This is a genomic window from Microbacterium sp. HD4P20, from assembly GCF_019449275.2.
Taxonomy (GTDB): Bacteria; Actinomycetota; Actinomycetes; order Actinomycetales; family Microbacteriaceae; genus Microbacterium.
On the sequence record NZ_JAHZQZ020000022.1, the window covers coordinates 1 to 23567 of the forward strand.

The window sequence follows — 23567 nt, forward strand, 5'->3', positions numbered from 1 at the left end:
GGTCACATCCACCGAGTAGGTGATCGTGGCAGTCTGCCCCACCGCGAGATCACCCGTCCAGGTCAGGGTGTTCCCCGCCCGGGCCACGGTGCCGCTGCTGGCGGCCGCGTCACCGTTCCAGGTCGCATCATCCAGCACCCCCGACAGGTCGTCGGTGACCACCGCGTCGGTGACCGCACCCTCACCACGCTGGGTGACGGTGACCGTGTACGTCACCGTGTCACCGGCACGCACGGTGGCCCCGGATGCCGGGTCCGCGGTCTTGGCGTAGACATACCCGCCGGTCTTGTGGATGGTGCGGCACTCCTCGGTGCCATCCTCCGCCGTCACACAATCGCCGGCTTCGGACGGCGTGGTCACGACATTGGCGAGGGTGGTGTTACCAGCCCCGGTCACCGTCACCGAATAGGTGATCGTCACCTCATCACCCGGCGCCAGGTCACCGGCCCACGACAGCGTCGGTCCCTCGACGGTCGCCGTACCGGCAGTGGCCGCGACATCCCCGTTGTAGGACGCGTCATCCAGGACGTCCGTCAGGTCATCCACCACGGATGCCGCGACCCCGGCGGGACCGACCTGCGTGACGGTGACCGTGTAGGTGATGGTGTCACCGGCCTGCACGTCACTGTTGTGGATCGGGTCGGCCATCTTCGCGTAGGTGAACCGGCCCGTCTCATGCGTGGTCGTGCACTCCGGGTTCCCGTCCGCCGCCGGCACACACTCACCGTCCTCACCCGGCAACACCACGTTGGTCAGTGTCATGTCACCCTCACCGGTCACCGTCACCGTGTAGGTGACCGTCACCGCCGCACCCACCGCAAGATCACCGGACCATTCGATGGTCTCAGCATCCGCGTCGAACGAGGCCTCGCCCGCACTGGCGACCAGGGTGTCGTCCCAGGTCGCATCATCCAGCACCGCCGACAGATCATCATCGAACGACGCATCCGTCACCGCCCCCGGACCACGCTGCGCGACCGTCACGGTGTAGGTGATGGTCTCACCCACCGCGACATCGCTGCCGGGTGCGGCGACCGAGGTCTTGGCCACCGTGTAGTCACCGGTCAGGTGGGTCGTGGTGCAACCCGCCTCGTCGAGGCAGCCGTCGCTGGTGACCACGTTGGCCAGGCTCATATCACCCGCACCGGTCACCGTGACCGAATACGTCACCGTCACCACGGCATCCACCGCCAGATCACCCGACCACGACACCGTCGGCTCCGCGTAATCCGCCGACCCGCCACTTTCGGCCAGGTCATCGTTCCAGGTCGCGTCATCCAGCACCGCCGTCAGGTCATCGGCGAACGACGCATCCTCCACCGGCCCCGCACCGATCTGCGACACCGTCACGGTGTACTCGATGACCTCCCCGACCTGCACATCGCTGCCCGAGGCGGGGTCAGAGGTCTTCACCGTCTCGTAACGACCGGTCTGATGCTCGGTCTCACAATCAGCAGCCGCCTCACAACCCGGAGACTGCACCGTGTTCCCGATCAACGTGTCACCAGCAGCGGTCACCGTCACCGAATACGTCACCGTCGCCACATCACCCGGACCCAGATCACCCGTCCACGAGATCACCCCATCGACATACGTGAACGTCCCGTCCGAGGCGACGATGTCATCGTTGAACGTCGCATCATCCAACACCCCGGTGAGGTCGTCGTTGAAGAACTGCGCCACCACACGACCCTGACCCGACTGCGTCACCGTCACCGTGTACTCGATCACATCACCAACCTGCACATCGGAACCCGACGCCGGATCCGACGTCTTCACCGTCGTGTAGGAGGCCGTGTAATGCTCGGTCTCACACACCTCCACCGACGCACAGCCATCACTGGTTACGACATTGTGCAGGTGGGTGTCACCCTCACCCGTGACCGTGACGGAGTACGTGATCGTCACGACCTCGTCCACCGCCAGATCACCCGACCACGACAACACCTGCGTGGCCGCATCGAAACCGACCGTGCCAGCCGACGCGGTCAGCTCGTCGTCCCAGGTGGCATCATCCAGCACATCGCTCAGGTCATCGACCAGCGACGCACCCTCGTACTCGGCCTCACCCACCTGCGACACCGTCACGGTGTACTCGATCGTGCCACCCTCATCGACATTCGACCCATCAGCCGGATCAGACGACTTCACCACGGTGAAATCCGCGATCGGATGCTCCACCGGCGGGCAGCCGGCGTCCGGGCATCCCGGGCTCGAAACCCCGTTCTCGAGGAAGTAGCTGCCACCCTCCGCGAGGGCCGCGGCGTCCTTCACCGTCACGGTGTAGGACACCGTAGCCACCTCACCGACCGGGACCGTGCCCGCCCAGGACAACACCCCATCCGTGATCGTCGCAGTCCCCACCGAAGCGGTCGGCCCAGCCGTCAGATCAGCGTCGTCCAGTACCTCCGCCAGGTCATCGGTGAACTGCGCGACCGCGGGAACGGTGCCCTCCTGCGTGACCGTGACGGTGTACGTCACCTCATCACCCGGGTTCAGCACCGTCCCCGACACCGGATCCGACGACTTCACCGTGGAGTAGTTCACGACCTCGACCCCGGCCGGGTCGCAGTTGATCGTCGGGGCGATGCCCGAGTCGTCCGGGATCGCTGCAGCACCGCACGCGGTGTTCACGACGCTGCCACCGGCAGTGAGGGTCACGGTGAACTCGTGCGCCTCCTCCGCGCCGGGCGCGAGCTCGTCGACCGTAAACGACCCCTCCGGGAAGAGGCTGTCCGTGATCTCGAGGTCGGTGAGGGTTCCCTGCCCGGTGTTCTCGATCACGATGCGGTACGGCACCTCGTCGCCGACGCGGTACGTCGGGTAGTCCTCGACGGTGTTCGCGTCGCGCCAGATGCCCTCGGCATCCTGCACGTACTTCTTCAGTGCCGCGGAGTAGTAGTTGGCGACCGTGATCGGAGCCGACGTACGCATCACCAGCTCGGTGTGCTCAGCCCTGGCCTGCGCGCGGTTCACGAGGGTGTCGCCACCCTCGACACCGTCGGTGGCGACGTGCACCGTGAAGGCCTCCGTCGCGCCCGGGGCGAGCTCGGGCCCGATCACGCGGACGGCGGTGGCATCGGCGGTGAACGTCGTCGACCAGCCCGCGGTACCGCCCGTCGGATCGCCGGCAGCGCCGTTCGTCGCGTCGGCCGGGTCGTCGCTGAGCGTCGCCGGGTCTGCGGTGGTGTAGTACACCGTGGCACCCGCGACGGCCTCGACCTCGGTCAGCTCGTAAGCGCCCGAGAAGTCCGTTCCGCGGCCGTCGCCGAGATACGGGAGGATGTCGATCGTGTCGGTGAAGTCCTGCGGCAGCGGGTCGAACGATCGCAGCGTCACCGTCCAGGACCCCTCGCCCACTCCGTCACCCGCGAGGTTCGGGATGAACGGCGTGTCCGCGACCTTGGCGATGCTGGTGTAGCCGTCTGTGCTCACGGTCACCTGCGCGGCGACGGGGGCCGTCACCACACCGCCGTACGCGGAGGTAGCCGTGTTGGTGAGCGCCTGACCTGGCGTCACGGACGGGTCGGCGACCGCCTGATACGAGAGGGCGTTCTGCGTGTTCGTCGGGACGCCGTTCAGGGTCCAGCTGAGCACCTGACGGCCCTGCAGGTCGGTGGTCACGGTCGGCGCGGGCGACGCCGAGCCGGGCACATAGGTCATCCCGACCGGCAGAGTGTCGGCGATCTGGTAGCCATCGACGGTCGGCGGTACCTGCCCGGCGCCGTTGGCGGCGTAGGTGAGCGTGAAGGTCGCGGGAACACCCGGTGTCACGGCGCTGCGATCGACCGATTTCGCGATGGCCGGAGCCGCATCGACGATCCGCAGCACGTCGCGGAATCCGGTCGTGCAGGGGTACCGCCACCCCGGAGTGTTGGTGATGCAGCCGGCGTAGTCGGGGCCGGTCCACGAGTTCGGGGCCGGCGAATCGTGGATGCCGGAGAAGAAGCTCCAGATCTCCGTGCCAGCCGGGGTCTCGGGGCGGATCCGCACGAAGGCAGCCGGCGTGATGCTCGGGTCATCGACGTGGGCCTCGGCCTGCCCCTGTGTCATGACGACGCGAACGGCCTTGACCTCGGCGAGGTTGGCCGGCGGTGTCGTGCTCCACCCCGTCGAGGGGGCGCAGTCGAAAGTATTTGGGTTGTAGCTCGGGCTCGACGGATCGAGGTTTGGGCTGGTACCGGTGTAGTACTCGAACGGGGCATTCGGGACGCCCCCAGCCGGGACGCCCCAGACGAATGCCTCGAGGGTCACGTGGCGAGTGTCGAGAGGTGCGCACATTCCGACGAGCAGGCTGTCGTCTCGGTGAGCCCAGCGCTGCCAGCCGGTGTCGAGGTACTGGCCGACGACGGTGCCCGCGGCAACGCGATAGGTGTCATCCCACGTCGTCCCGCCACTCCCGGTGTAGCCACGGCCCCACCCCGAGGAGTAGGTGCCCAGCGGCTGCCATGTCTTGGTCTCACTGTTGTTGGAGGGATCGTCCTGCGCGGTCAGACCGGTCGTCGATGTGTACGTAGGAGCGCTGGCGGTGACCGTCGTCGAGCCGCCCGGAACGTTGAACGTGCGGACGAAGAGCGATCCGGCTGCCAGAGCCACCTGATCCGTCGGCAGGAGGTTCCCGGCGGAGTCCCGGGTCGGGATGTTGGCCGGGTCGTAGTCGATCCCGCTCAGTGTCATCTGGAACGTGTTCGGACCGGTCTGCGCGACCGTGCAGCTGCCGACGAACGACGTCATCTGGTTCGTCGGGTGGCTGCCACCCGACCACGGGTGCCCGTCCGACGCGATGTTCATGTCGTACGGCGTGCATCCCTGCGGCGCAATCTGGATCGTCCCGCCCTGGGGCGAAGCGATCGTCAGGTCATACGTGATCGTCTGCGGTCCTGCGTCGCTGCCGAGGCCCTTGTTGAGCGTCCACTCGTAGCTCGTCTCGAAGTAGTTGGCCCCGCTGGCGACATAGGCCGCGCCGGTTCCCCAGCGGATGTCCATCGCGAACTCGTTCGTGATCTCGATCGGATCCAGGGCTGCCGATTGATCGCCGATCGTGCCTGTCGCCGAAACGTGTGACCCAGTCGGGCCGTCCACGGTGATGGGGGCCTGGATCGCGGCCGCGGTCCCCTCCGTCTGAGTTCCGACGTTGCAGACGAGGGTGAGACCGTCCGACGAGATGCTCGATGCCGGATCCACGTCGCTCGTCAGGCACATGTTCGGGATGGAAGCGAACCGGCCGTTCTGGGCGACGAGCGTTGCAGTGACGTTCTCTACCGGGTCGTTCACGGGCGCTGCCGCGTCATCGTTCAGGTTCACGTGCCACAGGCCTGTGACGACGTCTCCGCTCTTCACCGAGGTCGCCGTTCCGTCGACCCAGCGCGCGGTGATCTCGTACACCGTGGCCGCTTGAGCGGCGGTCGCGGGCAAGAGAGCCAGCATGAGTGCCGCGACTGTCGTCGCCACCACGGAGACGGATGAGACGCGGCGTCCTGTGGGCCGCCGCCTGGATGAAGAACCGGCAAAGATTCTGGGCGCGATGAGACGACTCACGATTTCCCCCCTCGGGACTTCACGAGCTCGACGCCGAAATGGCACCGGCCCGTGAAACGTTCATATCCCGATTCCAGGAGTTCTCTCAGGATTTCACCCTGTCTTTCACCCCATGGTCGTGGTCGCGGGTCAGCGGGTCGTCTGCTCGCCCTCGGGGTCGTCCGAGTCGGCGCCGGATGCCGGCGGGAGCGGTTGCCTGGGACGCCACACGACGAGCTCGGTTGCGCGCCGCACACGCGTGCCATGGCGCAGCGTCACGACCGCGCCCGTCGATCCCGCGGCGAAGACGCGGGCCCCCGGCCGCCTCTCCAGCTCGACCCGGACGCGCTCTTCGAGATCTCGCACGCGGCCGTGGAGCTCGCGCACACGATCCTCGAGCTCGAGGATGCGCGCGATCGCCGGCAGGCCGATGCCCTCGGCCGACATGCGCGCGACTTCGCGCAGCTGTGCCACGTGGCGAAGTGAATAGCGGCGAGAGCCGCCCTGCGTTCGTGCGGGAACGACGAGGCCCAGCCGGTCGTACTGCCGCAGCGTCTGCGGGTGCATGCCCGAGAGCTCGGCGGCCACTGCGATCGCGAAGATCGGTGTCTCGTCGTCGATCTCGTGCTGCTCGCCCATGGTCATCACCTCGCCTCCGGTCTATCGCCTTTCGTCTCGCTTCGCTCGCTCAATCTCCGGGCGTGTCAGCCTCGCGCCTTGCTCATGAGGTCGGCGCGCGGGTTCTCCTTCGGCTCCAGGTCGTGGAAGCGCTGGAGGGCCTCGCGCGCGGCGTCGTCAAGGTGCGACGGCACCGCGACCTGCACCTCGGCGAGGAGGTCGCCGGTCCCCTTCTGCGTCTGCACCCCACGACCCTTGACGCGCAGCACGCGCCCGGACGGCGTGCCCGGGGCGACCCGCAGCTTGACGGGATCGCCGCCGAGTGTCGGCACCTCGATCGTCGCTCCGAGCGCGGCCTCGGTGAAGGTCACCGGAACGGTGACCCGCAGGTTGAGGCCGTCGCGCGAGAAGACCGGGTGCGGTCGCACCGCGACCTGCACCACGACGTCTCCGTTCTCGCCGCCGTCCGGCGAGGGACGACCGCGACCGCGCAGACGGATCTTCTGCCCGTCTGCGACGCCCGCGGGGATCTTGACCTTGAACGGCTTGCCGTCTTCGCCCTGCAGGCTGATCGTCTCGCCCTTGGTGGCGGTGATGAAGTCGATCGTGGTCCGCGCCGTGACATCCGAGCCACGCGTCGGACCACCGAAGCCGCGGTAGCCGCCCGTCGGCTGCCCGAACCGGCCGGAACCGAATCCCGCTCCGGGCTGCTGCTGGTTGAACATCGCGAAGATGTCGTCGAAGTCCTCAGCGGACTGGTAGCGCGCACCCCGGCCCTGGTTGAACATGCTGAAGACGTCTTCGAAGCCGCCCGCCTCACCGGCGCCGCCTGCGGTGAATCGAGCCCCCGAGCCCATTGCCCGGATCTGGTCGTACTCCTTGCGCTGCTCCGCGTCGGAGAGCACCGAGTACGCCTCGCTGATCTCTTTGAACTTCGCCTCGGCCGCCGCGTCACCCGGGTTCGAATCGGGGTGGTAGGTGCGGGCGAGCTTGCGGTAGGTCTTCTTCAGGTCTGCGTCCGAGACGTCCTTCGAGACGCCGAGCACCGAGTAGAAGTCCTTGTCGAACCAGTCCTGACTGGCCATCCATGCCCTCCCGAGCTATTCGGCCGGAACGGCGACGACGACCTTCGCCGGCCGGAGCTCGACCGAGCCGAGGCGGTAGCCGATCTCGACGACCTCGAGAACGGTGGGCGCGGTCACGCCGGGAGTCGGCGCCTGGAAGATCGCCTCGTGCTGCTGCGGGTCGAAGACCTCGCCGGCCTCGCCGTAGGTGCTGAGCCCCATGCGCTCGGCGACGCTGCGCAGCTTCTCGGCGATCGCGGCGAAGGGCGAACCCTCTTCGAGGTCACCGTGCTTCTCGGCACGGTCGAGGTCGTCGAGCACGGGGAGCAGCCCCTTCGCCACCGCGCCGGTGGCACGGTCGATCTCGATCTCGCGCTGCTCCTCGGTGCGGCGCCGGTAGTTGGCGTACTCGGCTTGCAGTCGCTTGAGGTCGTTCAGCAGCTGCGATTCGAGATCGGCCAGCACGGCGTCCTCGGCTGCGGCATCCGCGTTCTGCGGGGCACCCAGGATGTCGTCGATCGTGAACTCGACCTCCTCGGCGCCGGCTTCACCGGTGTTCTCCTGGCCCTCCTGCGAGTCGGACCCGGAAGCCTGCGCTTCCGGGTCCTCGTCACCGGGGACCTCATTCTCATCGAAGTCCTTGTGGGTCATGACTACTTCTTCTCGTCCTCGTCTTCGACGACCTCGGCGTCCACGACGTCCTCATCGGAGGCGGCGTTCGAACCGGCACCCTCGGCGGGCTGCTCGGCCGAGGCATCCGGAGCCGTCTGCGACGCCTGGCCCGCAGCGTAGATCGCCTCGCCCAGCTTGCCCTGCGACTGCGAGAGCTTGTCGAACGCGGTCTTGACGGCGTCATCGTCCTCGCCCGCCAGAGCGGTCTTGAGGGCGTCGACGTCGGCCTGAACCTCGGTCTTGACGTTCTCGGGCAGCTTGTCGTCGTTCTCCTTGATGAGCTTCTCGATCGAGTAAGCGAGCGTCTCGGCCTGGTTGCGAGTCTCGGCCGACTCACGGCGCTTCTTGTCTTCCGCCGCGTTCTCCTCGGCCTCGCGCACCATGCGCTCGATGTCCTCCTTGGGCAGCGACGAGCCGCCGGTGATGGTCATCGACTGCTCCTTGCCGGTGCCCTTGTCCTTGGCCGACACGTGAACGATGCCGTTCGCGTCGATGTCGAAGGTGACCTCGACCTGCGGGATGCCACGGGGCGCCGGCGCGATGCCGGTGAGCTCGAACGTCCCCAGCGGCTTGTTGTCGCGGGTGAACTCGCGCTCGCCCTGGAAGACCTGGATGGCCACCGACGGCTGGTTGTCGTCGGCGGTCGTGAAGGTCTCGGACCGCTTGGTCGGGATGGCGGTGTTGCGCTCGATGAGCTTCGTCATGATGCCGCCCTTGGTCTCGATGCCCAGGCTCAGCGGTGTGACGTCGATGAGAAGGACGTCCTTGCGCTCGCCCTTGAGGACACCGGCCTGCAGGGCTGCGCCCACGGCCACGACCTCGTCGGGGTTGACGCCCTTGTTCGCCTCCTTGCCGGCCTCCTGCTTGACCAGCTCGGCGACGGCGGGCATGCGGGTCGAACCGCCGACCAGCACGACGTGGTCGATGTCGGCCACCTTGATGCCGGCCTCGCGGATGACGTCCTCGAAGGGCTTCTTGGTGCGGTCGAGCAGGTCCTTGGTGAGGTCCTCGAACTTGGCGCGCGTGATGGTCTCGGACAGCGAGACCGGGCCCGAGTCGGTCAGCGACAGGTACGGCAGGTTGACGCTCGTCGAAGTCGACGACGAGAGCTCCTTCTTCGCCTGCTCGGCGGCCTCCTTCAGGCGCTGCAGCGCGATCTTGTCGCCCGACACGTCGACGCCGGTGGTGTCCTTGAACTGCTTGATGAAGTAGTCGACGAGGCGCTGGTCCCAGTCGTCGCCGCCGAGGCGGTTGTCGCCGGCGGTCGCGCGCACCTGGATGGTCGAGAAGTCGTCGTCCTTGCCCACCTCCAGCAGCGAGACGTCGAACGTTCCGCCACCGAGGTCGAAGACGAGGATGAGCTCGTCCTCCTTGCCCTTGTCGAGGCCGTAAGCGAGAGCAGCGGCGGTGGGCTCGTTGATGATGCGCAGGACGTTGAGGCCCGCGATCTCACCGGCTTCCTTGGTGGCCTGGCGCTCGGCGTCGTTGAAGTACGCGGGAACGGTGATGACGGCATCCGTCACCGTGTCGCCGAGGTACTGCTCGGCGTCGCGCTTGAGCTTCTGCAGGATGCGGGCCGAGATCTCCTGCGGCGTCCACTTCTTGCCGTCGACGTCGAAGCCCCAGTCGGTGCCCATGTGGCGCTTGACGGACGAGACGGTGCGGTCGACGTTGGTGACAGCCTGGCGCTTGGCGGTCTCGCCGACGAGCACCTCGCCGTCCTTGGTGAACGCGACCACAGAGGGGGTCGTGCGGAAGCCCTCGGCATTGGCGATGACCTTGGGCTCGCCACCCTCGAGGACGCTCACGACCGAGTTGGTCGTACCGAGGTCGATTCCAACAGCACGTGCCATGTGTTTCTCTCCTTCTCAGGGGCGGGACGGATGCCTCGGCCCAGGGTTTACGGGAAGTCTTCTCGCGGCCCGCACCGGAAGGTTGAGCCGCGATGACTCAACCATATGCCCGGGCTCGGGATCCGTCAAATCAAAGTTGATAGGAGTCGGCTCAAGTTGAAGATCTCGGTCAGCAGCCCTGCTCGCCTGTCGCGAGGTCCAGACCCGTATCGGCGTTCGACAGGTGCTCGACGACACCGACGGCCATCGGCCAGTACCGCGCGTAGTGCTGCGGATCGGCGTTGATCTGCGTGCGGTGCGCCACGAGCGTCGGCGCTGTCGCGACCCGCTCGCTTTCGGGAACGGCGAGCGTCATCGCGCGATAGAACAGCGTCGCGGCGCTATAGGGGTCGAGCCGCTGATCGCGCGAGCCCCAGCCGTCCTGCTGCTGGAAGAGTCCGATCGAGGTGGTGCGGCTGCCGTCGGGATTGGTGACGCCGCTGGTCTCCCAGTCGCCGTAGTCGAGGTTCCGCAACGACGACTCGCCCATCGCGGTCATGACGCCGATGGTCTGATCCCGCACCGACAGGCCGAGGTCCCGGCCGGCCGACATGATGACAGCGGCGTTCGCGAGCTGCTCGGCGTTCCAGCTCCGCGTTGCTGCGGGGGTGTCGTGCGGTGCGAACGCGTCGAGCCGGCACTCCCCGAAGCCTCGGACAGTCGCGCTGACGAGCGCGAAGACGCCGACGACGCCCACGATTACCAGGGTCGCGATGGCGATGATCGTCGCGGTACGCAGGCGTCGAGCGCGGGATGCCGCGGTGCGACGGTTCTTCGCCCGAGGGCGGGGCCGGCCGTTGTGCCGAGAGGGCGTCGGGCGTCGCCTTCCGCCAGAGCCGGATCGACGCGCATCGGCACGTGACGAAGCGGCGGGCGACATGGCGGGAGTCTGGCAGCCGTGCCTGGGAGAGGACCGCGCGCGCCGACGTGCCGTAGCCTGGCGGAGCGCCGCGATGACGCGGTGCAGACCGCCGGCGCCACCGGCCGTTCACCGAAGGGTCTTAGCGTGACCGACATGACTTCGCCCGAGTCTCGACCCCCCGCCGGCGCACCCGAGTTCACCGGCGTCACGCCTACCGACGCGATGGCGGCGGCCGTGGCTGCCGCAGCCCAGGCCGAGGGGCCAGAGCGCACCAGTCGCCGTGCAGTGCTCGCGTGGGGACTGTGGGACTGGGGCTCCGCCGCGTTCAACGCCGTGGTCACGACCTTCGTCTTCACGGTCTACCTGACCAGCTCGAGCTTCGGACCGGCCGGCACCGTCGAGGCCCAGCTCGGCTGGGCGCTCGCCGCCGCGGGACTGCTGATCGCGCTGCTCGCTCCGATCACCGGCCAGCGGTCCGATACTTCCGGCCGTCGCAAGCTGTGGCTCGCGGTCAACACCTACATCGTCGTCGGCATGACCGCCGCCATGGTCTTCGTGGCGCCCGATCCAGGCTATCTGTGGCTCGGTCTGCTGTTGGTCGCTGCCGGCAACGTGTTCTTCGAGTTCGCGGGCGTCAACTACAACGCGATGCTGTCGCAGGTGTCGACGCCGCGTTCCATCGGTCGCGTCAGCGGCTTCGGCTGGGGCATGGGATACGTGGGCGGCATCGTGCTCCTTCTCATCGTGTACTTCGGCTTCATCCAAGGGCTGTTCGGGGTGCCGGACGAAGACGGCTGGCCGGTGCGAATCGCGATGGTCGTCTCAGCGGTGTGGTTCGGCCTCTTCGCACTTCCGGTGCTGTTCGCCGTGCCCGAGTACCGCGGAGCCGGGGTGAAGCGCGAGAAGGTGTCGTTCTTCGCCTCGTACGCGCGCCTCGGCCGTGACATCGCACGGCTCTGGCGCGAGAGCCGCCCGACCCTGTGGTTCCTGCTCGCGAGCGCCGTCTTCCGCGACGGTCTGGCGGGAGTATTCACGTTCGGCGGGGTGCTCGCGGCATCCGTCTTCGGCTTCTCCGCCGGCGAGGTCATCATCTTCGCGATCGCGGCGAACGTCGTCGCGGGCGTCTCGACCATCGCGGTCGGCGCGCTCGATGACCGGCTCGGCGCGAAGCCGGTCATCGTCGCGGCGCTCATCGGTCTCGTCATCTCGGGGCTGCTCGTCTTCTTCCTGCACGACGGCGGCCAGATCGTGTTCTGGACGGCGGGCCTGGCGCTGTGCCTGTTCGTCGGCCCCGCCCAGTCCGCGTCGCGCACGTTCCTCGCGCGCATCATCCCGCCGGGGCGGGAGGGCGAGGTGTTCGGGCTCTACGCGACGACCGGTCGGGCCGTGTCATTCCTCGCGCCCATGATGTTCGCCGTGTTCGTCGGCGTCTCGGGCGAGGCGTACTACGGGATCCTCGGCATCGTGCTGGTGCTGCTGGTCGGCCTGCTGCTCCTGCTGCCGGTGCGGGCCACGCAGCAGAAGCTGTCGGCCTGACGCCGCAGCCAACGCGCTTCATCACCCCTCGCGCCCCTCTCTGGTCTGCCGCTAGGCTCTGGCCAGCGCCGGAACCCGATCCGGCTCAGGTGCCCCCCGACCTGAGGTCCAGCCAATGCCCGATGACGCCTGCCGTGGACGCGGCGCCGCGCCGTGCGCCCGTCGCACTGAGAGCCGCCCGTGAAGGGCAGGCCGCACGCGGCGACCGAGGAACGCCGGCTGCGCCGGCGGCGGCGACGCCGCCAGGTCGTCATGTGGATCTCGGTGGTCGGCATCGTGGCGCTCGTCGCGGCGATCGGCACCGTCTCTACGATGATCCTGTCGGCCCTCGCCGCCGAGGCAGAGGTCGTGGCGGCGCCCGAAGAGCAGCCCGTCCCCGAGCCCGAACTGATCACCTTCCCGCAGGACGAGCCGGCGTCGACCGCCGGCGCAAGCCCGTGCACGATGGTGCACGTGCTGTCGTCGCACGAGAACGCCCAGATGGTGGAGCACCTCACGTCGGCGTACAACAGCGCGCCCCGCAATGTGGCCGGCTCGTGCGTGACGGTGGCCTCGACGAAGGAGAAGTCCGGGGTGGCGGCCACCATCGTCGCCACCGGCTTCCCCAGCGTCCCCGACGATCAGAAGCCCACGGTATGGCTGCCCGACTCGACCACATGGGTCGACGTCGCGCAATCCCAGGGTGCGACCGCGCTGCGCCCCGAGGGCACGAGCATCGCGACCTCCGACATCGTGCTGGCGATGCCGCAGCCGCTCGCCGAGGCAGTCGGCTGGGATGAGACGGCGCCGACGTGGGCCGAGGTCTTCGAAGCGGCCGGCGACGCCGACCTGTGGAGCGCGCTCGGCCACCCCGAATGGGGCAGCTTCAAACTCGGCAAGACCAGTCCCCTCATGGCCACCTCGGGTGAGGCGGCCATGTATGCCTCGTTCGGCACAGCGGCGGGTTCCCTCGCGGCGTTCTCGGCGCAGCATGTCGCCGACGCGGCCGTCCTGGCAGCCGTGCACGCGAACGAGCTCTCCACCAGCCACTACATGGCCACCCCCGAGCACTTCCTGTGGCACGCGCGTCAGGCCGAGGCATCCGGAACTGCCGCCGACTTCCTGTCGGCCGTGATCGTCGATGAGAAGTCGGTGTGGGACTACAACCGCGGCATCACGAGCCGCGACGGCGTGACTCGCTCGCAAGAGGCTCCGCCGGCAGAGCAACTGGTGCCGATCTACCCGGCCGACGGCTACTACGCCGCCAATAACCCGGCGATGCGCCTGACGGGCGCCTGGATCGACCCCATCGAATCCGAGGCGGCCGCCGACTTCATCCGCTTCACCCGCACGGCGCAGGGTCAGGAGGCGGTGCGGGCCGCCGGCTATCGCGACCTCAACCGGCAGCTCGATCCGGTGGTCGCGAGCATCGGCAGGCTCACCGCGGAACAGGCCGGGGTGATCCCGTTCCCGGCGGCGGAGGTCGTCACCGCGGTGCAGGACGCCTTCCCCGAGGTGCGCAAGCGCGCGAACGTGCTGTTCCTGCTGGACGTGTCGGGCTCGATGGATGCGCCGATCTCGCCGAACGACACCAAGCTCACACAGGCCAAGAAGGCGATCGAGGCGGCGCTCGGTCACTTCACCACTGGTGACGACGTCGGGCTCGCCGGCTTCGCGCAGGCGCCCGACGGCGCGATGGTGCCGGGACTCATCTCGCCGGTCGCCGACATCGGCGGTGCACGGGACGGGTTCCTGGGCGCCCTGGGCGGCATCGTGTCGATGGGCGACACCCCCCTGTACCAGGCGGTCGACACCTTCACCGCCCAGCAGGCCGCCGCGTGGTCGGCCGACCGCATCAACGCCGTCGTGCTGCTCAGCGACGGCGAGAACGACGCACCGAACGCGCCGACGATCGGCGCCGAGCAGATGCTCGAGAACCTGCGCCACTTGCACCACTCCACGCCGGTCCTGGTGTTCACCCTCGCCTACGGTGCCGACGCCGACGTCGCGACGCTGCAGTCGATCTCGAGCGCGACCGGCGCCCACTACTATGACGCGACCGACCCGTCGCAGCTCGAGGCGGTGCTCGGCGACCTCGTCACCAGCTTCTGAGCGGCGCAATCCACTCGCGTGCCGACTCACTGCAGCGGGTCAGCGCGGATGCCGCAGCCAACGCGGCAGCCGGGGCCATCGAACGCCCCGCTGATCGGGTTCTTCCACCTCGAGCCCGTAGTAGTCGCCGATGCGCTCGACGAACGCGTCTCGCCGCGCGTGCTCGTACGCGCGCCGCTCGCGCCGGAACGCCACGACGGTCGCCCAGCACATCAGCAGCATGACGACACTGAACGGCAGGGCGATCGTGATCGCCGCCGTCTGCAGCGCCGTGAGCCCACCCGTCAGCAGGAGCGCGACCGCCAGCAGCGCGGTCACGAGGGTGAAGAAGGTGCGCACCCACTTGGCCGGCTCCTGGTTGCCGCCGGTGGCGATCATGCCCATCACGAGAGCACCGGAGTCGGACGAGGTGACGAAGAAGATCGTCACGAGCAGGATCACTCCGGCCGTGAGCACGGTGGTGCCGGGGAAGTGACGGAGCAGCTGGAAGATCGAGCCCTCGAGATCGACGGTGCCGTCGGGGAGGGTCATCGAGCCGGGATCGTGCAGTTCGAGGTACAGCGCCGAGCCGCCGAGCACGGCGAACCACAGGATGCCGAGCATCGTCGGCACGATGATGACGCCGAGCACGAACTCTCGCACGGTGCGTCCGCGCGAGATGCGCGCGATGAAGATGCCGACGAACGGCGACCACGAGATCCACCAGCCCCAGTAGAACGACGTCCACGCCGCCTGCCACGCCTCGCCCGCCGCACCCTGGAACGCGCTCACCGTGAACGACAGGCCGATGTAGTTCTGGATGTATCCGCCGATGGACTGCACCCATTCGCGCAGCAGGAACTCGGTCTGTCCGAACACCAGGACGTACGCCAGGAGCAACCCGGCCAGCATGAGGTTCGCCGACGACAGCCATTTCATGCCCCGCGTGACGCCCGAGAGGACCGACAGGAGCACCAGGACGGTGATGACGCCGATGATCGCGACCTGCACGCCCGGGGTGGGCTCGGCGAGGCCTGCGGACTCGAGCCCTGAGCTGATCTGGAGCACACCAAGCCCGAGCGACGTGGCCACACCGAAGAGAGTGCCCGCGAGCGCCACGACGTCGATCGCATGGCCCCACGGGCCCTCGACGCGTTTGCGCCCGAGCACGGGCTCGAGCGTCCACCGGATCGAGATCGGCCGCCCCCGACGGTGGATCGCGTAGGCCAGCCCCAGACCGACCACCACATAGATCGCCCACGCCTGCACGCCCCAGTGCAGATACGTCTGGGTGAGCGCCTGCTGCGCGAGCTGCTCGGGCGTGCCCACGACGCCCGGCCGGGGATCGACGAAGTGACTCAGCGGCTCACTGACGCCGTAGAAGACCAGGCCGATGCCCATTCCCGCCGCGAAGAGGAGCGAGAACCAGGCCCCGACCGAGAACTCGGGCTTGTCGTCGTCTCTACCGAGCTTGATGTCGCCGAACCGCGAGAAGCCCATCACCAAGGCGAATGCGACGAAGAAGGCGGCGATCAGAACGTAGTACCAGTTGAAGGCGTTGACGATCGTCGACTGGATCGCGGCGAACATCGCCTCCGCGGCGCGCGGCGCGATGATGGCGAACGCGCTGAAGGTCAGGACGACGGCTGCGGCGGGCCAGAAGACCCACCGCTGGATGCCGGCGCCCGGCGCGGGCGGCGCGGCCGGCACCGTGGGCGGAAGCGGGTCGACGCCGGCAGGCGCCGACCCACTGGTCGGTGTCGCGGGTCCGGCATCCGGGGGTGCCTCGGGCTGAGTGTTCTCATCGTCGGTCACGGCTTCACGCTAGCGAGCCGCCACCGGGCGGCCAAGCGCTACCGCTGCGGCCAGGAGTCGGCGAGCTTGGTGAGCAGTCGTGCCAGCTCGGCGCGTTCATCGTCGGTGAATGCCGTGAGCGCGGCATCCATCGCGTTGCGCCGCTCACCTCGGAATCCGCGCACCAGGCGGGATCCGGCATCCGTCAGCGCCACTCTCGTGCGTCGCGCGTCGTCGGGGTCTGCCTCACGGCGCACCAGATCGAGTTCGACCGACTGCTGCACGAGCCGCGAGGCCCGCGGCTGGTCGACACCGACCGCATCGGCGATCTCGCCCACCGAGAGGGGATGGGATGCCGCGGCCAGCGCCTCGAGCAGCCTCATGCGCGCGGGGCCGCCGATGCGAGGGGCACCCCAGGGCGGCCCGCCGTGGCCGCGCCCCCACGGCGGGCCGCCGCGCCCGCCGCCGTGCGGGAAGGGGTGGTGACCGACGCCCTGCGTGCCCGCGGGATGGGGGCCGGCGTGCCCGCCGGCGGGTGGCGGAGGACCGTCACCCCACGGCGGCCGTGGCATGCGCCGCCCGCGCAGCCGGGCGAGCGCGGCGGCGATGGCGTCGGCGGGATCGTCGGGTCGAGAGGGCATGCCTTCAATTTACATGCGGGTTGACATGCACTCGAGTTACATGTCACACTGCATGTACATGCACTTCGACATGTAACCCCGGCGGCGCTCGGCGCCGCCCCAGAAAGGACTTGTCATGAACACCCAGAACGAAGACAAAGAAAATGAGGACCTCTCCAACGAGGAACTTCCCACCGAGCACGTGCCCACCGAGCACGTGCCCACCGACCAGCGGCCCCTCGGCTACTGGCTGCGCGTGGTCGACGGCCTGCTCACGCAGCGATTCGCCGAGGCCTTCGAGGCCGAGGGCATCTCGCGCCGGGAGTGGATGCTGCTGAACCTCCTGTCGGGCGACGTCGACGCCCCCGGACTCCGCGAGCGCCTCGCCCGCAAGGGCAAGCGCCTGCGGACGCTCGAGACCCGCGGCTGGGCCGAGGAGAGCGGGGACGGCACCTGGACTCTGACCGACACCGGCCGTGCCGAGAAGGAGCGCATCGGCGAGATCGTCGATGGCATCCGCTCCCGCCTGGTCGACGCCGTGGGCGCCGAGGCCTTCGCCACCACCACGAGCTCGCTCGAGGCGATGGCCCGCGAACTCGGCTGGGACGAGAACGAGGCGCCCGGTCGCGGCTTTCCGCGTGGTCCGGGCTTCGGCGGGTTCGGCGGCTTCGGCCGCCCGTTCCGCCCCGAGATCCGCTTCGGAGCAGGACCTAACCGCCACCGCGGCTTCGCCCCGGGTCGACCCGGCCGCCCCGCCGAGCGCGGTGACGAGCCCTTCTCCGGACACGACTCCGGCGACGGATGCCACGGCCACGGTCCTCACGGCGGCCACGGCCCCCACGGCGGCCACGGCTTCCCACCCCACGGTCGCGGTCGCGGGGACGGCGAGCGCGGCGCGCAGGGCGCGTACGAGCGCGGCTTCGAGGCCGGGTTCGCTCGCGGCCGGGAGTCCGGCGCGGCCTGAGCCGCAGCTGGGCCCACGCGGCCGGAGGCTCCGCTCGACGCGCCAGCGGCGAGCGGAGGGGCCGTGGGGACCCCTCCCGTCCCTTCCCTCGGATCCGCGGGAGCGGACACCTCCGCCGACACGCCGTGTTCGACCCGTTCGAACGCGGCGTGTCGTGTTGTGCGTCCGCACCTGCGGATCCGATGTTGTGCTCGGCCGCGTAACGCGCCTGCCACACAGGCCCGGCACAATGGGGCGCGTGACCTCGACGCCCGCTCTCCTCGCGATCTCGCACGGCACCTCATCCCCCGCAGGCCAAGCGGCCGTCTCGGCTCTCGTCGAGGCGGTCGCACGACGCCTGCCTCAGGTGACGGTGCGGCTCGGCCACGTGGACGTGCAGCAGCCCGATGTCGCGGCATCCCTGGACGCACTCCCCGGCGGGCAGCCCGTCGTGATCGTGCCGCTGCTGCTGTCGGCGGGCTACCACGTGCGTGTCGACCTGAAGAAGCAGACGGCCGGCCGCGACGGCGTCGTCATCGCCGCCGCGATGGGACCCGACCCCCGACTGGTCGACGCACTGACGATGCGCCTCGAACCGCTCGGCCTCGCGGCCGACGACGCTGTCGTGCTCGCCGTCGCCGGTTCCAGCGATGAGCGGGCGAACGAGGACTGCCGCGAGGTGGGACGGATGCTGGGCGACCGGCTCGACCGAGACGTCGAGGTCGGCTTCCTCGCGGCCGCCGACCCGAGGCTCGACGTCGCGGTCACGCGGGTGTCGGGGAACGCGGAGCGCGTGGTCGTGGCGAACTACCTCCTCGCCCCGGGGTACTTCCACGACCTGGCCGTGCGACTCGCCGGCACTGCACCGGTGGCACGTCCCCTGCTCGATGACGACGAACCCGCGCCCGGCCTGGTCGATCTCGTGATCGACCGCTACGACAGCGCTTGTCGGACCGAGTCCGGCGGCGCCGCAACTGTATGACGCCGCATTACGTCGGTTAACGCACCTTGACACTCGGATAGGTCAGGCGGTCGGCCGCTTCTAGCCTCACGGAATGGACTCGATAGAGTCCTGCCCGGGGACGCCCGGGTGATCCGGAGGCCACCGTGACCATCAGCGACACCGAACCCCGCCCCACGCCACGGCGTGAGACGGCGACGACCCGCCCCGGCGGAGCGACCGCACGCCCGCCTCGGCCGTCGTCCAAGCCCAACGGCCAGTGGAAGATCGACGGCACCACGCCCCTCAACGGCAACGAGGAATGGAAGCAGGTCGACGACGGCCTGAGCGTGCGCGACCGCATCGAGAAGGTCTACTCGAAGGGCGGCTTCGCCTCGATCGACCCGACCGATCTGCACGGCCGATTCCGGGTGTGGGGCCTGTACACGCAGCGCAAGCCCGGCATCGACGGCGGCCGCACCGCGACGCTCGAGCCGCACGAGCTCGAAGACGAGTACTTCATGATGCGCGTGCGCATCGACGGCGGGCAGCTGACCACCGAGCAGCTGCGCGTGATCGCGGGCATCTCCACCGAGTTCGGTCGCGACACCGCCGACATCACCGACCGCCAGAACATCCAGCTGCACTGGATCCGCGTCGAGGACGTGCCCGAGATCTGGCGCCGCCTGGAAGCCGTGGGCCTGGGCACCACCGAGGCGTGCGGCGACGTGCCCCGCGTCATCCTCGGCTCGCCCGTGGCCGGCATCGCCGCCGACGAACTCATCGACCCGACGACGCAGATCAACGAGATCACCGGCCGATTCCTCGGCGACGCATCGCTGGCGAACCTTCCGCGCAAGTTCAAGTCGGCCATCACCGGGCACCCCAGCCAGGACGTCGTGCACGAGATCAACGACGTCGCGTTCGTGGCGGTGGAGCACCCCGACCTCGGTGTCGGCTACGACCTGTGGGTGGGCGGCGCGCTGTCGACCACTCCCCGTCTCGGCGAGCGCCTGGGCGTGTTCGTCCGGCCGGATCAGGTGGCGGATGCCTGGCACGGCGTCGCCCAGATCTTCCGCGACTACGGCTACCGCCGGCTGCGCAACAAAGCGCGCCTGAAGTTCCTGCTCGCCGAGTGGGGCGCCGAGAAGTTCCGGCAGGTGCTGCAGGACGAGTACCTCGGCTACGCGCTTCCCGACGGCCCCGCCGCACCCAAGCCGAAGTCGCAGGGCGACCACGTCGGCGTACACCGGCAGAAGGACGGCCTGTTCTACATCGGCGTCACCCCCATCGTCGGTCGCGTGGCGGGCCCGACGCTCGCGAAGCTCGCCGATGCGCTCGAGAAGCACGGATCGACGCGGCTGCGCACGACGCCGCACCAGAAGCTCGTGATCCTCGACGTGCCGGAGGCCAATGTCGAGCCGCTCATCGCCGAGCTCGACGCCCTCGGCCTGCAGGCGCGCCCGAGCCTGCTGCGCCGCGGCACGATCGCGTGCACGGGCATCGAGTTCTGCAAGCTCGCGATCGTCGAGACCAAGGTCAACGCGACGGCGGCCGTGCTCGACCTCGAAGAGCGCCTGAAGGGCTTCGAGCTGCCGCATCCGCTCTCGCTCCACGTCAACGGATGCCCCAACTCGTGCGCGCGCATCCAGACCGCCGACATCGGGCTCAAGGGCCAGCTGGTCACGATCGACGGCGAGCAGGTGCCCGGCTACCAGGTGCACCTGGGCGGCGGGCTGGCGTCGCAGAACCGTGAGGAGCCGGGCCTGGGCCGCACGGTGCGCGGGCTCAAGGTCGCCGCCGACGGCATCGCCGATTACGTCGATCGCGTCGTGCGGCGCTTCCTCGCCGAGCGCGACACCGCCGCCGACGAGACCTTCGCCGAGTGGGCCCACCGCGCCGAAGAGGAGAGTCTCCAATGACCGTGTCGCTGGCACCCCGCGTCGCCGTGAAGCGCTCGCGCGAAGAGCTCAAGGCCCTCGCCGAGCAGGGCAACATCGAGCTCGGCAGCCTGACCGAGCACGAGGCATCCCCCGTCGAGGTCATCGCGTGGGTGGCCCGGAATTTCGGGACGGATGCCGCGGCCGTCGCGTGCTCGATGGCCGATGCCGCCCTGCCGCACCTGGTGGCCGAGCAGCTGCCCGGCGTGGACGTGCTGTTCCTCGACACGGGCTACCACTTCGCCGAGACGCGCTTCACGCGCGACGAGGTGGCCCGCGTGCTCGACGTGCGCATCGTCGACGTTCTGCCGCAACAGACCGTGGCCGAGCAGGACGCGGAATTCGGCGCGAAGCTGCACGACCGCGATCCCGCACTGTGCTGCGAGCGCCGCAAGGTCGGCCCCCTCAAGGACGCCCTCGGCGGCTACGAGCTGTGGTTCACCGGCGTCCGCCGCGACGAGGCCCCGACCCGCACGAACACGCCGCTCGTGACGTGGGACGAGCGCAACGGCCTGGTCAAGGTGAACCCCGTTGCCGCGTGGACCTTCGACGACCTGCTCGACTACGCCGGCGAGCACAACGTGCCGGTGAACCTCCTGGTGTCGAACGGCTACCCCTCGATCGGCTGCGAGCCGTGCACCAAGCCGGTCGCCCCCGGCGAAGACCCCCGATCCGGCCGATGGGCCGGCCTCTCGAAGACGGAATGCGGGCTGCACGTATGACCCTCGAAACCATCGACGGCGTTTCGTCTCGCTCCGCTCGCTCGACGACCGAGAGTTCCCGGTCGTCGAGCGAGGAGCGCAGCGACGAGACGAAACGCCCCGCACTCTCGACGCTCGATCTGCTCGAGGCCGAGGCGATCCACGTCATCCGCGAGGTGGTCGCCGAGTTCGAGCGCCCCGTGCTGCTGTTCTCGGGCGGCAAGGACTCCGTCGTGGTGCTGCACCTGGCCACCAAGGCGTTCGCGCCCGGGCGGGTCCCCTTCCCGGTGCTGCACGTCGACACCGGGCACAACTTCCCCGAGGTGCTGGCCTTCCGCGACGAGACCGTCGAGCGTCTCGGCATCCGTCTCGAAGTCGCCCGCGTGCAGGACTACATCGACGACGGTCGCCTGCACGAGCGCGCCGACGGCACCCGCAACCCGCTGCAGACGCTGCCGCTCCTGGATGCGATCGCCGCCGGCCGTCACGACGCCGTCTTCGGCGGGGCGCGACGCGATGAAGACAAGGCCCGCGCCAAGGAGCGCATCATCTCGCTGCGCGACGAGTTCGGGCAGTGGGATCCGCGCAACCAGCGCCCCGAGCTGTGGAGCCTTTACAACGGGCGCCACACTCCGGGTCAGCACGTGCGCGCCTTCCCGATCTCGAACTGGACCGAGCTCGACGTGTGGCGCTACATCGAGCGCGAGGGCATCGCGCTGCCGCCGCTGTACTTCGCCCACGAGCGCGAGGTCTACCTGCGCGACGGCATGTGGCGCCCGGTCGGGCCGTTCTCACCGCCGCGCGAGCACGAGCCCGTCGAGGTGCGCACGGTGCGCTACCGCACGGTCGGCGACATGAGCTGCACCGGAGCGGTGGAATCGGATGCCGCGTCCCTCGGCGACATCGTGGCCGAGGTCGCCGTCTCGACCCTCACCGAGCGTGGCGCGACCCGCGCCGACGACCGGCTCAGCGAAGCGGCGATGGAAGACCGCAAGAAGGACGGGTACTTCTGATGCTCGATCTCGATACGCCTCGTTCCTCGGCTACTCGATCGGCGGCGGATACGACCGGAGCCGAGCCGACGCTGTTCCGCTTCGCCACCGCCGGCTCGGTCGACGACGGCAAGTCCACGCTCGTGGGCCGGCTGCTGCACGATTCGAAGGCGATCCTCGCCGATCAGCTCGAGCAGGTCGCGCGCACGTCGGCCGATCGCGGCTTCGCGCACGGCGAATTCGACTTCGCGCTGCTCACCGACGGCCTGCGCGCCGAGCGGGAGCAGGGCATCACGATCGATGTCGCCTACCGCTACTTCTCGACCGGAACCCGCTCGTTCGTGCTCGCCGACTGCCCCGGCCACGTGCAGTACACCCGCAACATGGTGACCGGCGCCACCACCGCGGACGCGGTCGTCGTGCTGGTGGACGCGCGCAAGGGCGTCGTCGAGCAGACCCGCCGCCACCTCGCGGTGGTCGCGCTGCTGCGGGTGCCGCACGTGATCGTCGCGGTCAACAAGATCGACCTGACCGGATTCGACGCGGATGCCTTCGCCGACGTCTCGGCACAGGCACACGCCGTCGCGACCGAGCTCGGCATCGACGACCTGCACGTGCTGCCGGTGTCGGCGCTCGAGGGCGACAACATCGTCGACCACTCCGAGCGCACCCCCTGGTACGACGGACCGGCACTGCTCGAGCTGCTCGAGACGCTCCCGGGCGCCGACGAGCTGGAGCAGGAACTGGAGCCGCTCCGCCTTCCGGTGCAGCTCGTGCTGCGACCCCAGGGCGGGCTCGCACCCGAGATCGCGGCCGACCCGGAGGCCGCCGAGCGGCTGCGGGACTACCGCGCGGTCGCCGGTCGCATCGCCAGCGGAACCGTTCGGGTCGGCGACGCGGTGGAGATCTTCCCGTCGGGTATCGCGACGACCGTGACCGGCATCCGCGCGGCGGGCACCGACGTCGACGAGGCCGTGGCGCCCCAGTCGGTCTCTCTGGAGCTCGCCGACGACGTCGACACCGCCCGGGGTGCGCTCGTGGTGGCAGCCGGCACTCTGCCGACGGCGCGCCGCGAGTTCGACGCCGAGCTGTTCCAGCTCGATGCGCGGACGCTGACCCCCGGCATCCGTGTCCTCGTCAAGCACGGCACCGCGACCGTGCAGGCGATCGTCACGCAGATCGAGTCGCGCTACGACCTCGAGGCGCTCACCCACGAGCCGGCCCAGGCGGATGGAGCACCAATGTCGCTGCAGACCAACGACATCGGCCGCGTGCGGATCCGCCTTGCGGCCGACCTGCCGCTCGAGGCGTACCGGGCAAGCCGTCACGGGGGCTCGTTCCTCGTGATCCACCCGTCCGACGGCGCGACGCTCGCCGCCGGCATCGTGCGCGACTGAATCGCCGAC

16 protein-coding genes are annotated in these 23567 nt (G+C 69.2%); 8 read left to right on the plus strand and 8 right to left on the minus strand.

The features are described from left to right. The 6 genes from K0817_RS18745 to K0817_RS16595 form a co-directional block, all read right to left on the minus strand. Positions 1-5454 (minus strand): DUF11 domain-containing protein (locus K0817_RS18745; RefSeq protein ID WP_219982811.1); only part of this gene is annotated, 5454 nt, incomplete at its 3' end. 213 nt (positions 5455-5667) lie between these two features. Then, positions 5668-6156, minus strand: coding sequence for a heat shock protein transcriptional repressor HspR (locus K0817_RS16575; protein WP_219982812.1), 489 nt, complete (start codon positions 6154-6156; stop codon positions 5668-5670). A 65-nt stretch (positions 6157-6221) separates the two neighbouring features. Continuing rightward, positions 6222-7220 carry a DnaJ C-terminal domain-containing protein gene (locus K0817_RS16580; protein WP_219982813.1) on the minus strand — a complete coding sequence of 333 codons (999 nt, stop codon included), beginning with the start codon at positions 7218-7220 and terminating at the stop codon, positions 6222-6224. Positions 7221-7235: 15 nt separating this feature from the next. Continuing rightward, positions 7236-7850, minus strand: a complete 615-nt coding sequence (locus tag K0817_RS16585; protein ID WP_219982814.1) for a nucleotide exchange factor GrpE — start codon at positions 7848-7850, stop codon at positions 7236-7238. Positions 7851-7852: 2 nt separating this feature from the next. Continuing rightward, positions 7853-9724: a molecular chaperone DnaK gene (gene dnaK / locus K0817_RS16590; protein WP_219982815.1), complete on the minus strand. Its 1872-nt coding sequence runs from the start codon at positions 9722-9724 to the stop codon at positions 7853-7855. 169 nt (positions 9725-9893) lie between these two features. Next, on the minus strand, positions 9894-10460 hold the full coding sequence (locus tag K0817_RS16595) for a peptidase M23 (protein WP_253735456.1): 567 nt from the start codon (positions 10458-10460) through the stop codon (positions 9894-9896). Positions 10461-10778: 318 nt separating this feature from the next. On the opposite strand from K0817_RS16595, the gene K0817_RS16600 reads away from it, so the two are divergent. After that, the gene (locus tag K0817_RS16600) at positions 10779-12161 is read left to right on the plus strand and encodes an MFS transporter (RefSeq protein ID WP_301340070.1); all 1383 of its coding nucleotides are present in this window, start codon (positions 10779-10781) and stop codon (positions 12159-12161) included. A 180-nt stretch (positions 12162-12341) separates the two neighbouring features. Next, the gene (locus K0817_RS16605; RefSeq protein WP_253735457.1) at positions 12342-14252 is read left to right on the plus strand and encodes a substrate-binding domain-containing protein; all 1911 of its coding nucleotides are present in this window, start codon (positions 12342-12344) and stop codon (positions 14250-14252) included. A gap of 39 nt (positions 14253-14291) precedes the next feature. On the opposite strand, the gene K0817_RS16610 is transcribed toward K0817_RS16605, so the two are convergent. Further along, positions 14292-15941, minus strand: a complete 1650-nt coding sequence (locus tag K0817_RS16610; protein ID WP_253735499.1) for a BCCT family transporter — start codon at positions 15939-15941, stop codon at positions 14292-14294. 143 nt (positions 15942-16084) lie between these two features. Next, the gene (locus K0817_RS16615; RefSeq protein WP_253735458.1) at positions 16085-16666 is read right to left on the minus strand and encodes a MarR family winged helix-turn-helix transcriptional regulator; all 582 of its coding nucleotides are present in this window, start codon (positions 16664-16666) and stop codon (positions 16085-16087) included. A 115-nt stretch (positions 16667-16781) separates the two neighbouring features. Between K0817_RS16615 and K0817_RS16620 the strand changes: the two genes are divergently transcribed. The 6 genes from K0817_RS16620 (at position 16782) to K0817_RS16645 (ending at position 23558) form a co-directional block, all read left to right on the plus strand. Beyond that, positions 16782-17609: a hypothetical protein gene (locus K0817_RS16620; RefSeq protein ID WP_253735459.1), complete on the plus strand. Its 828-nt coding sequence runs from the start codon at positions 16782-16784 to the stop codon at positions 17607-17609. 238 nt (positions 17610-17847) lie between these two features. Further along, positions 17848-18570 (plus strand): sirohydrochlorin chelatase, encoded by a 723-nt coding sequence (locus tag K0817_RS16625; protein WP_253735460.1) that lies wholly within the window; start codon positions 17848-17850, stop codon positions 18568-18570. 125 nt (positions 18571-18695) lie between these two features. Continuing rightward, positions 18696-20450: a nitrite/sulfite reductase gene (locus tag K0817_RS16630; RefSeq protein ID WP_219982819.1), complete on the plus strand. Its 1755-nt coding sequence runs from the start codon at positions 18696-18698 to the stop codon at positions 20448-20450. Then, complete coding sequence (locus tag K0817_RS16635; RefSeq protein ID WP_219982820.1) at positions 20447-21190, plus strand: phosphoadenylyl-sulfate reductase; 744 nt, start codon at positions 20447-20449, stop codon at positions 21188-21190. The genes K0817_RS16630 and K0817_RS16635 overlap by 4 nt, the downstream gene beginning before the upstream one ends. Further along, positions 21187-22182 (plus strand): sulfate adenylyltransferase subunit CysD, encoded by a 996-nt coding sequence (cysD, locus tag K0817_RS16640; RefSeq protein WP_253735461.1) that lies wholly within the window; start codon positions 21187-21189, stop codon positions 22180-22182. Before K0817_RS16635 ends, cysD begins: the two co-directional genes overlap by 4 nt. Beyond that, positions 22182-23558: a sulfate adenylyltransferase subunit 1 gene (locus K0817_RS16645; protein ID WP_253735462.1), complete on the plus strand. Its 1377-nt coding sequence runs from the start codon at positions 22182-22184 to the stop codon at positions 23556-23558. Before cysD ends, K0817_RS16645 begins: the two co-directional genes overlap by 1 nt. The last annotated feature ends 9 nt before the right edge of the window (positions 23559-23567 follow it).

Coding starts and splice junctions, on each gene's coding strand:
- K0817_RS16575 (WP_219982812.1), bottom strand. CDS start 6,156: ATGGGCGAGCAGCACGAGATCGACGACGAGACACCGATCTTCGCGATC.
- K0817_RS16580 (WP_219982813.1), bottom strand. CDS start 7,220: ATGGCCAGTCAGGACTGGTTCGACAAGGACTTCTACTCGGTGCTCGGC.
- K0817_RS16585 (WP_219982814.1), bottom strand. CDS start 7,850: ATGACCCACAAGGACTTCGATGAGAATGAGGTCCCCGGTGACGAGGAC.
- dnaK (WP_219982815.1), bottom strand. CDS start 9,724: ATGGCACGTGCTGTTGGAATCGACCTCGGTACGACCAACTCGGTCGTG.
- K0817_RS16600 (WP_301340070.1), top strand. CDS start 10,779: ATGACTTCGCCCGAGTCTCGACCCCCCGCCGGCGCACCCGAGTTCACC.
- K0817_RS16615 (WP_253735458.1), bottom strand. CDS start 16,666: ATGCCCTCTCGACCCGACGATCCCGCCGACGCCATCGCCGCCGCGCTC.
- K0817_RS16620 (WP_253735459.1), top strand. CDS start 16,782: ATGAACACCCAGAACGAAGACAAAGAAAATGAGGACCTCTCCAACGAG.
- K0817_RS16635 (WP_219982820.1), top strand. CDS start 20,447: ATGACCGTGTCGCTGGCACCCCGCGTCGCCGTGAAGCGCTCGCGCGAA.
- cysD (WP_253735461.1), top strand. CDS start 21,187: ATGACCCTCGAAACCATCGACGGCGTTTCGTCTCGCTCCGCTCGCTCG.
- K0817_RS16645 (WP_253735462.1), top strand. CDS start 22,182: ATGCTCGATCTCGATACGCCTCGTTCCTCGGCTACTCGATCGGCGGCG.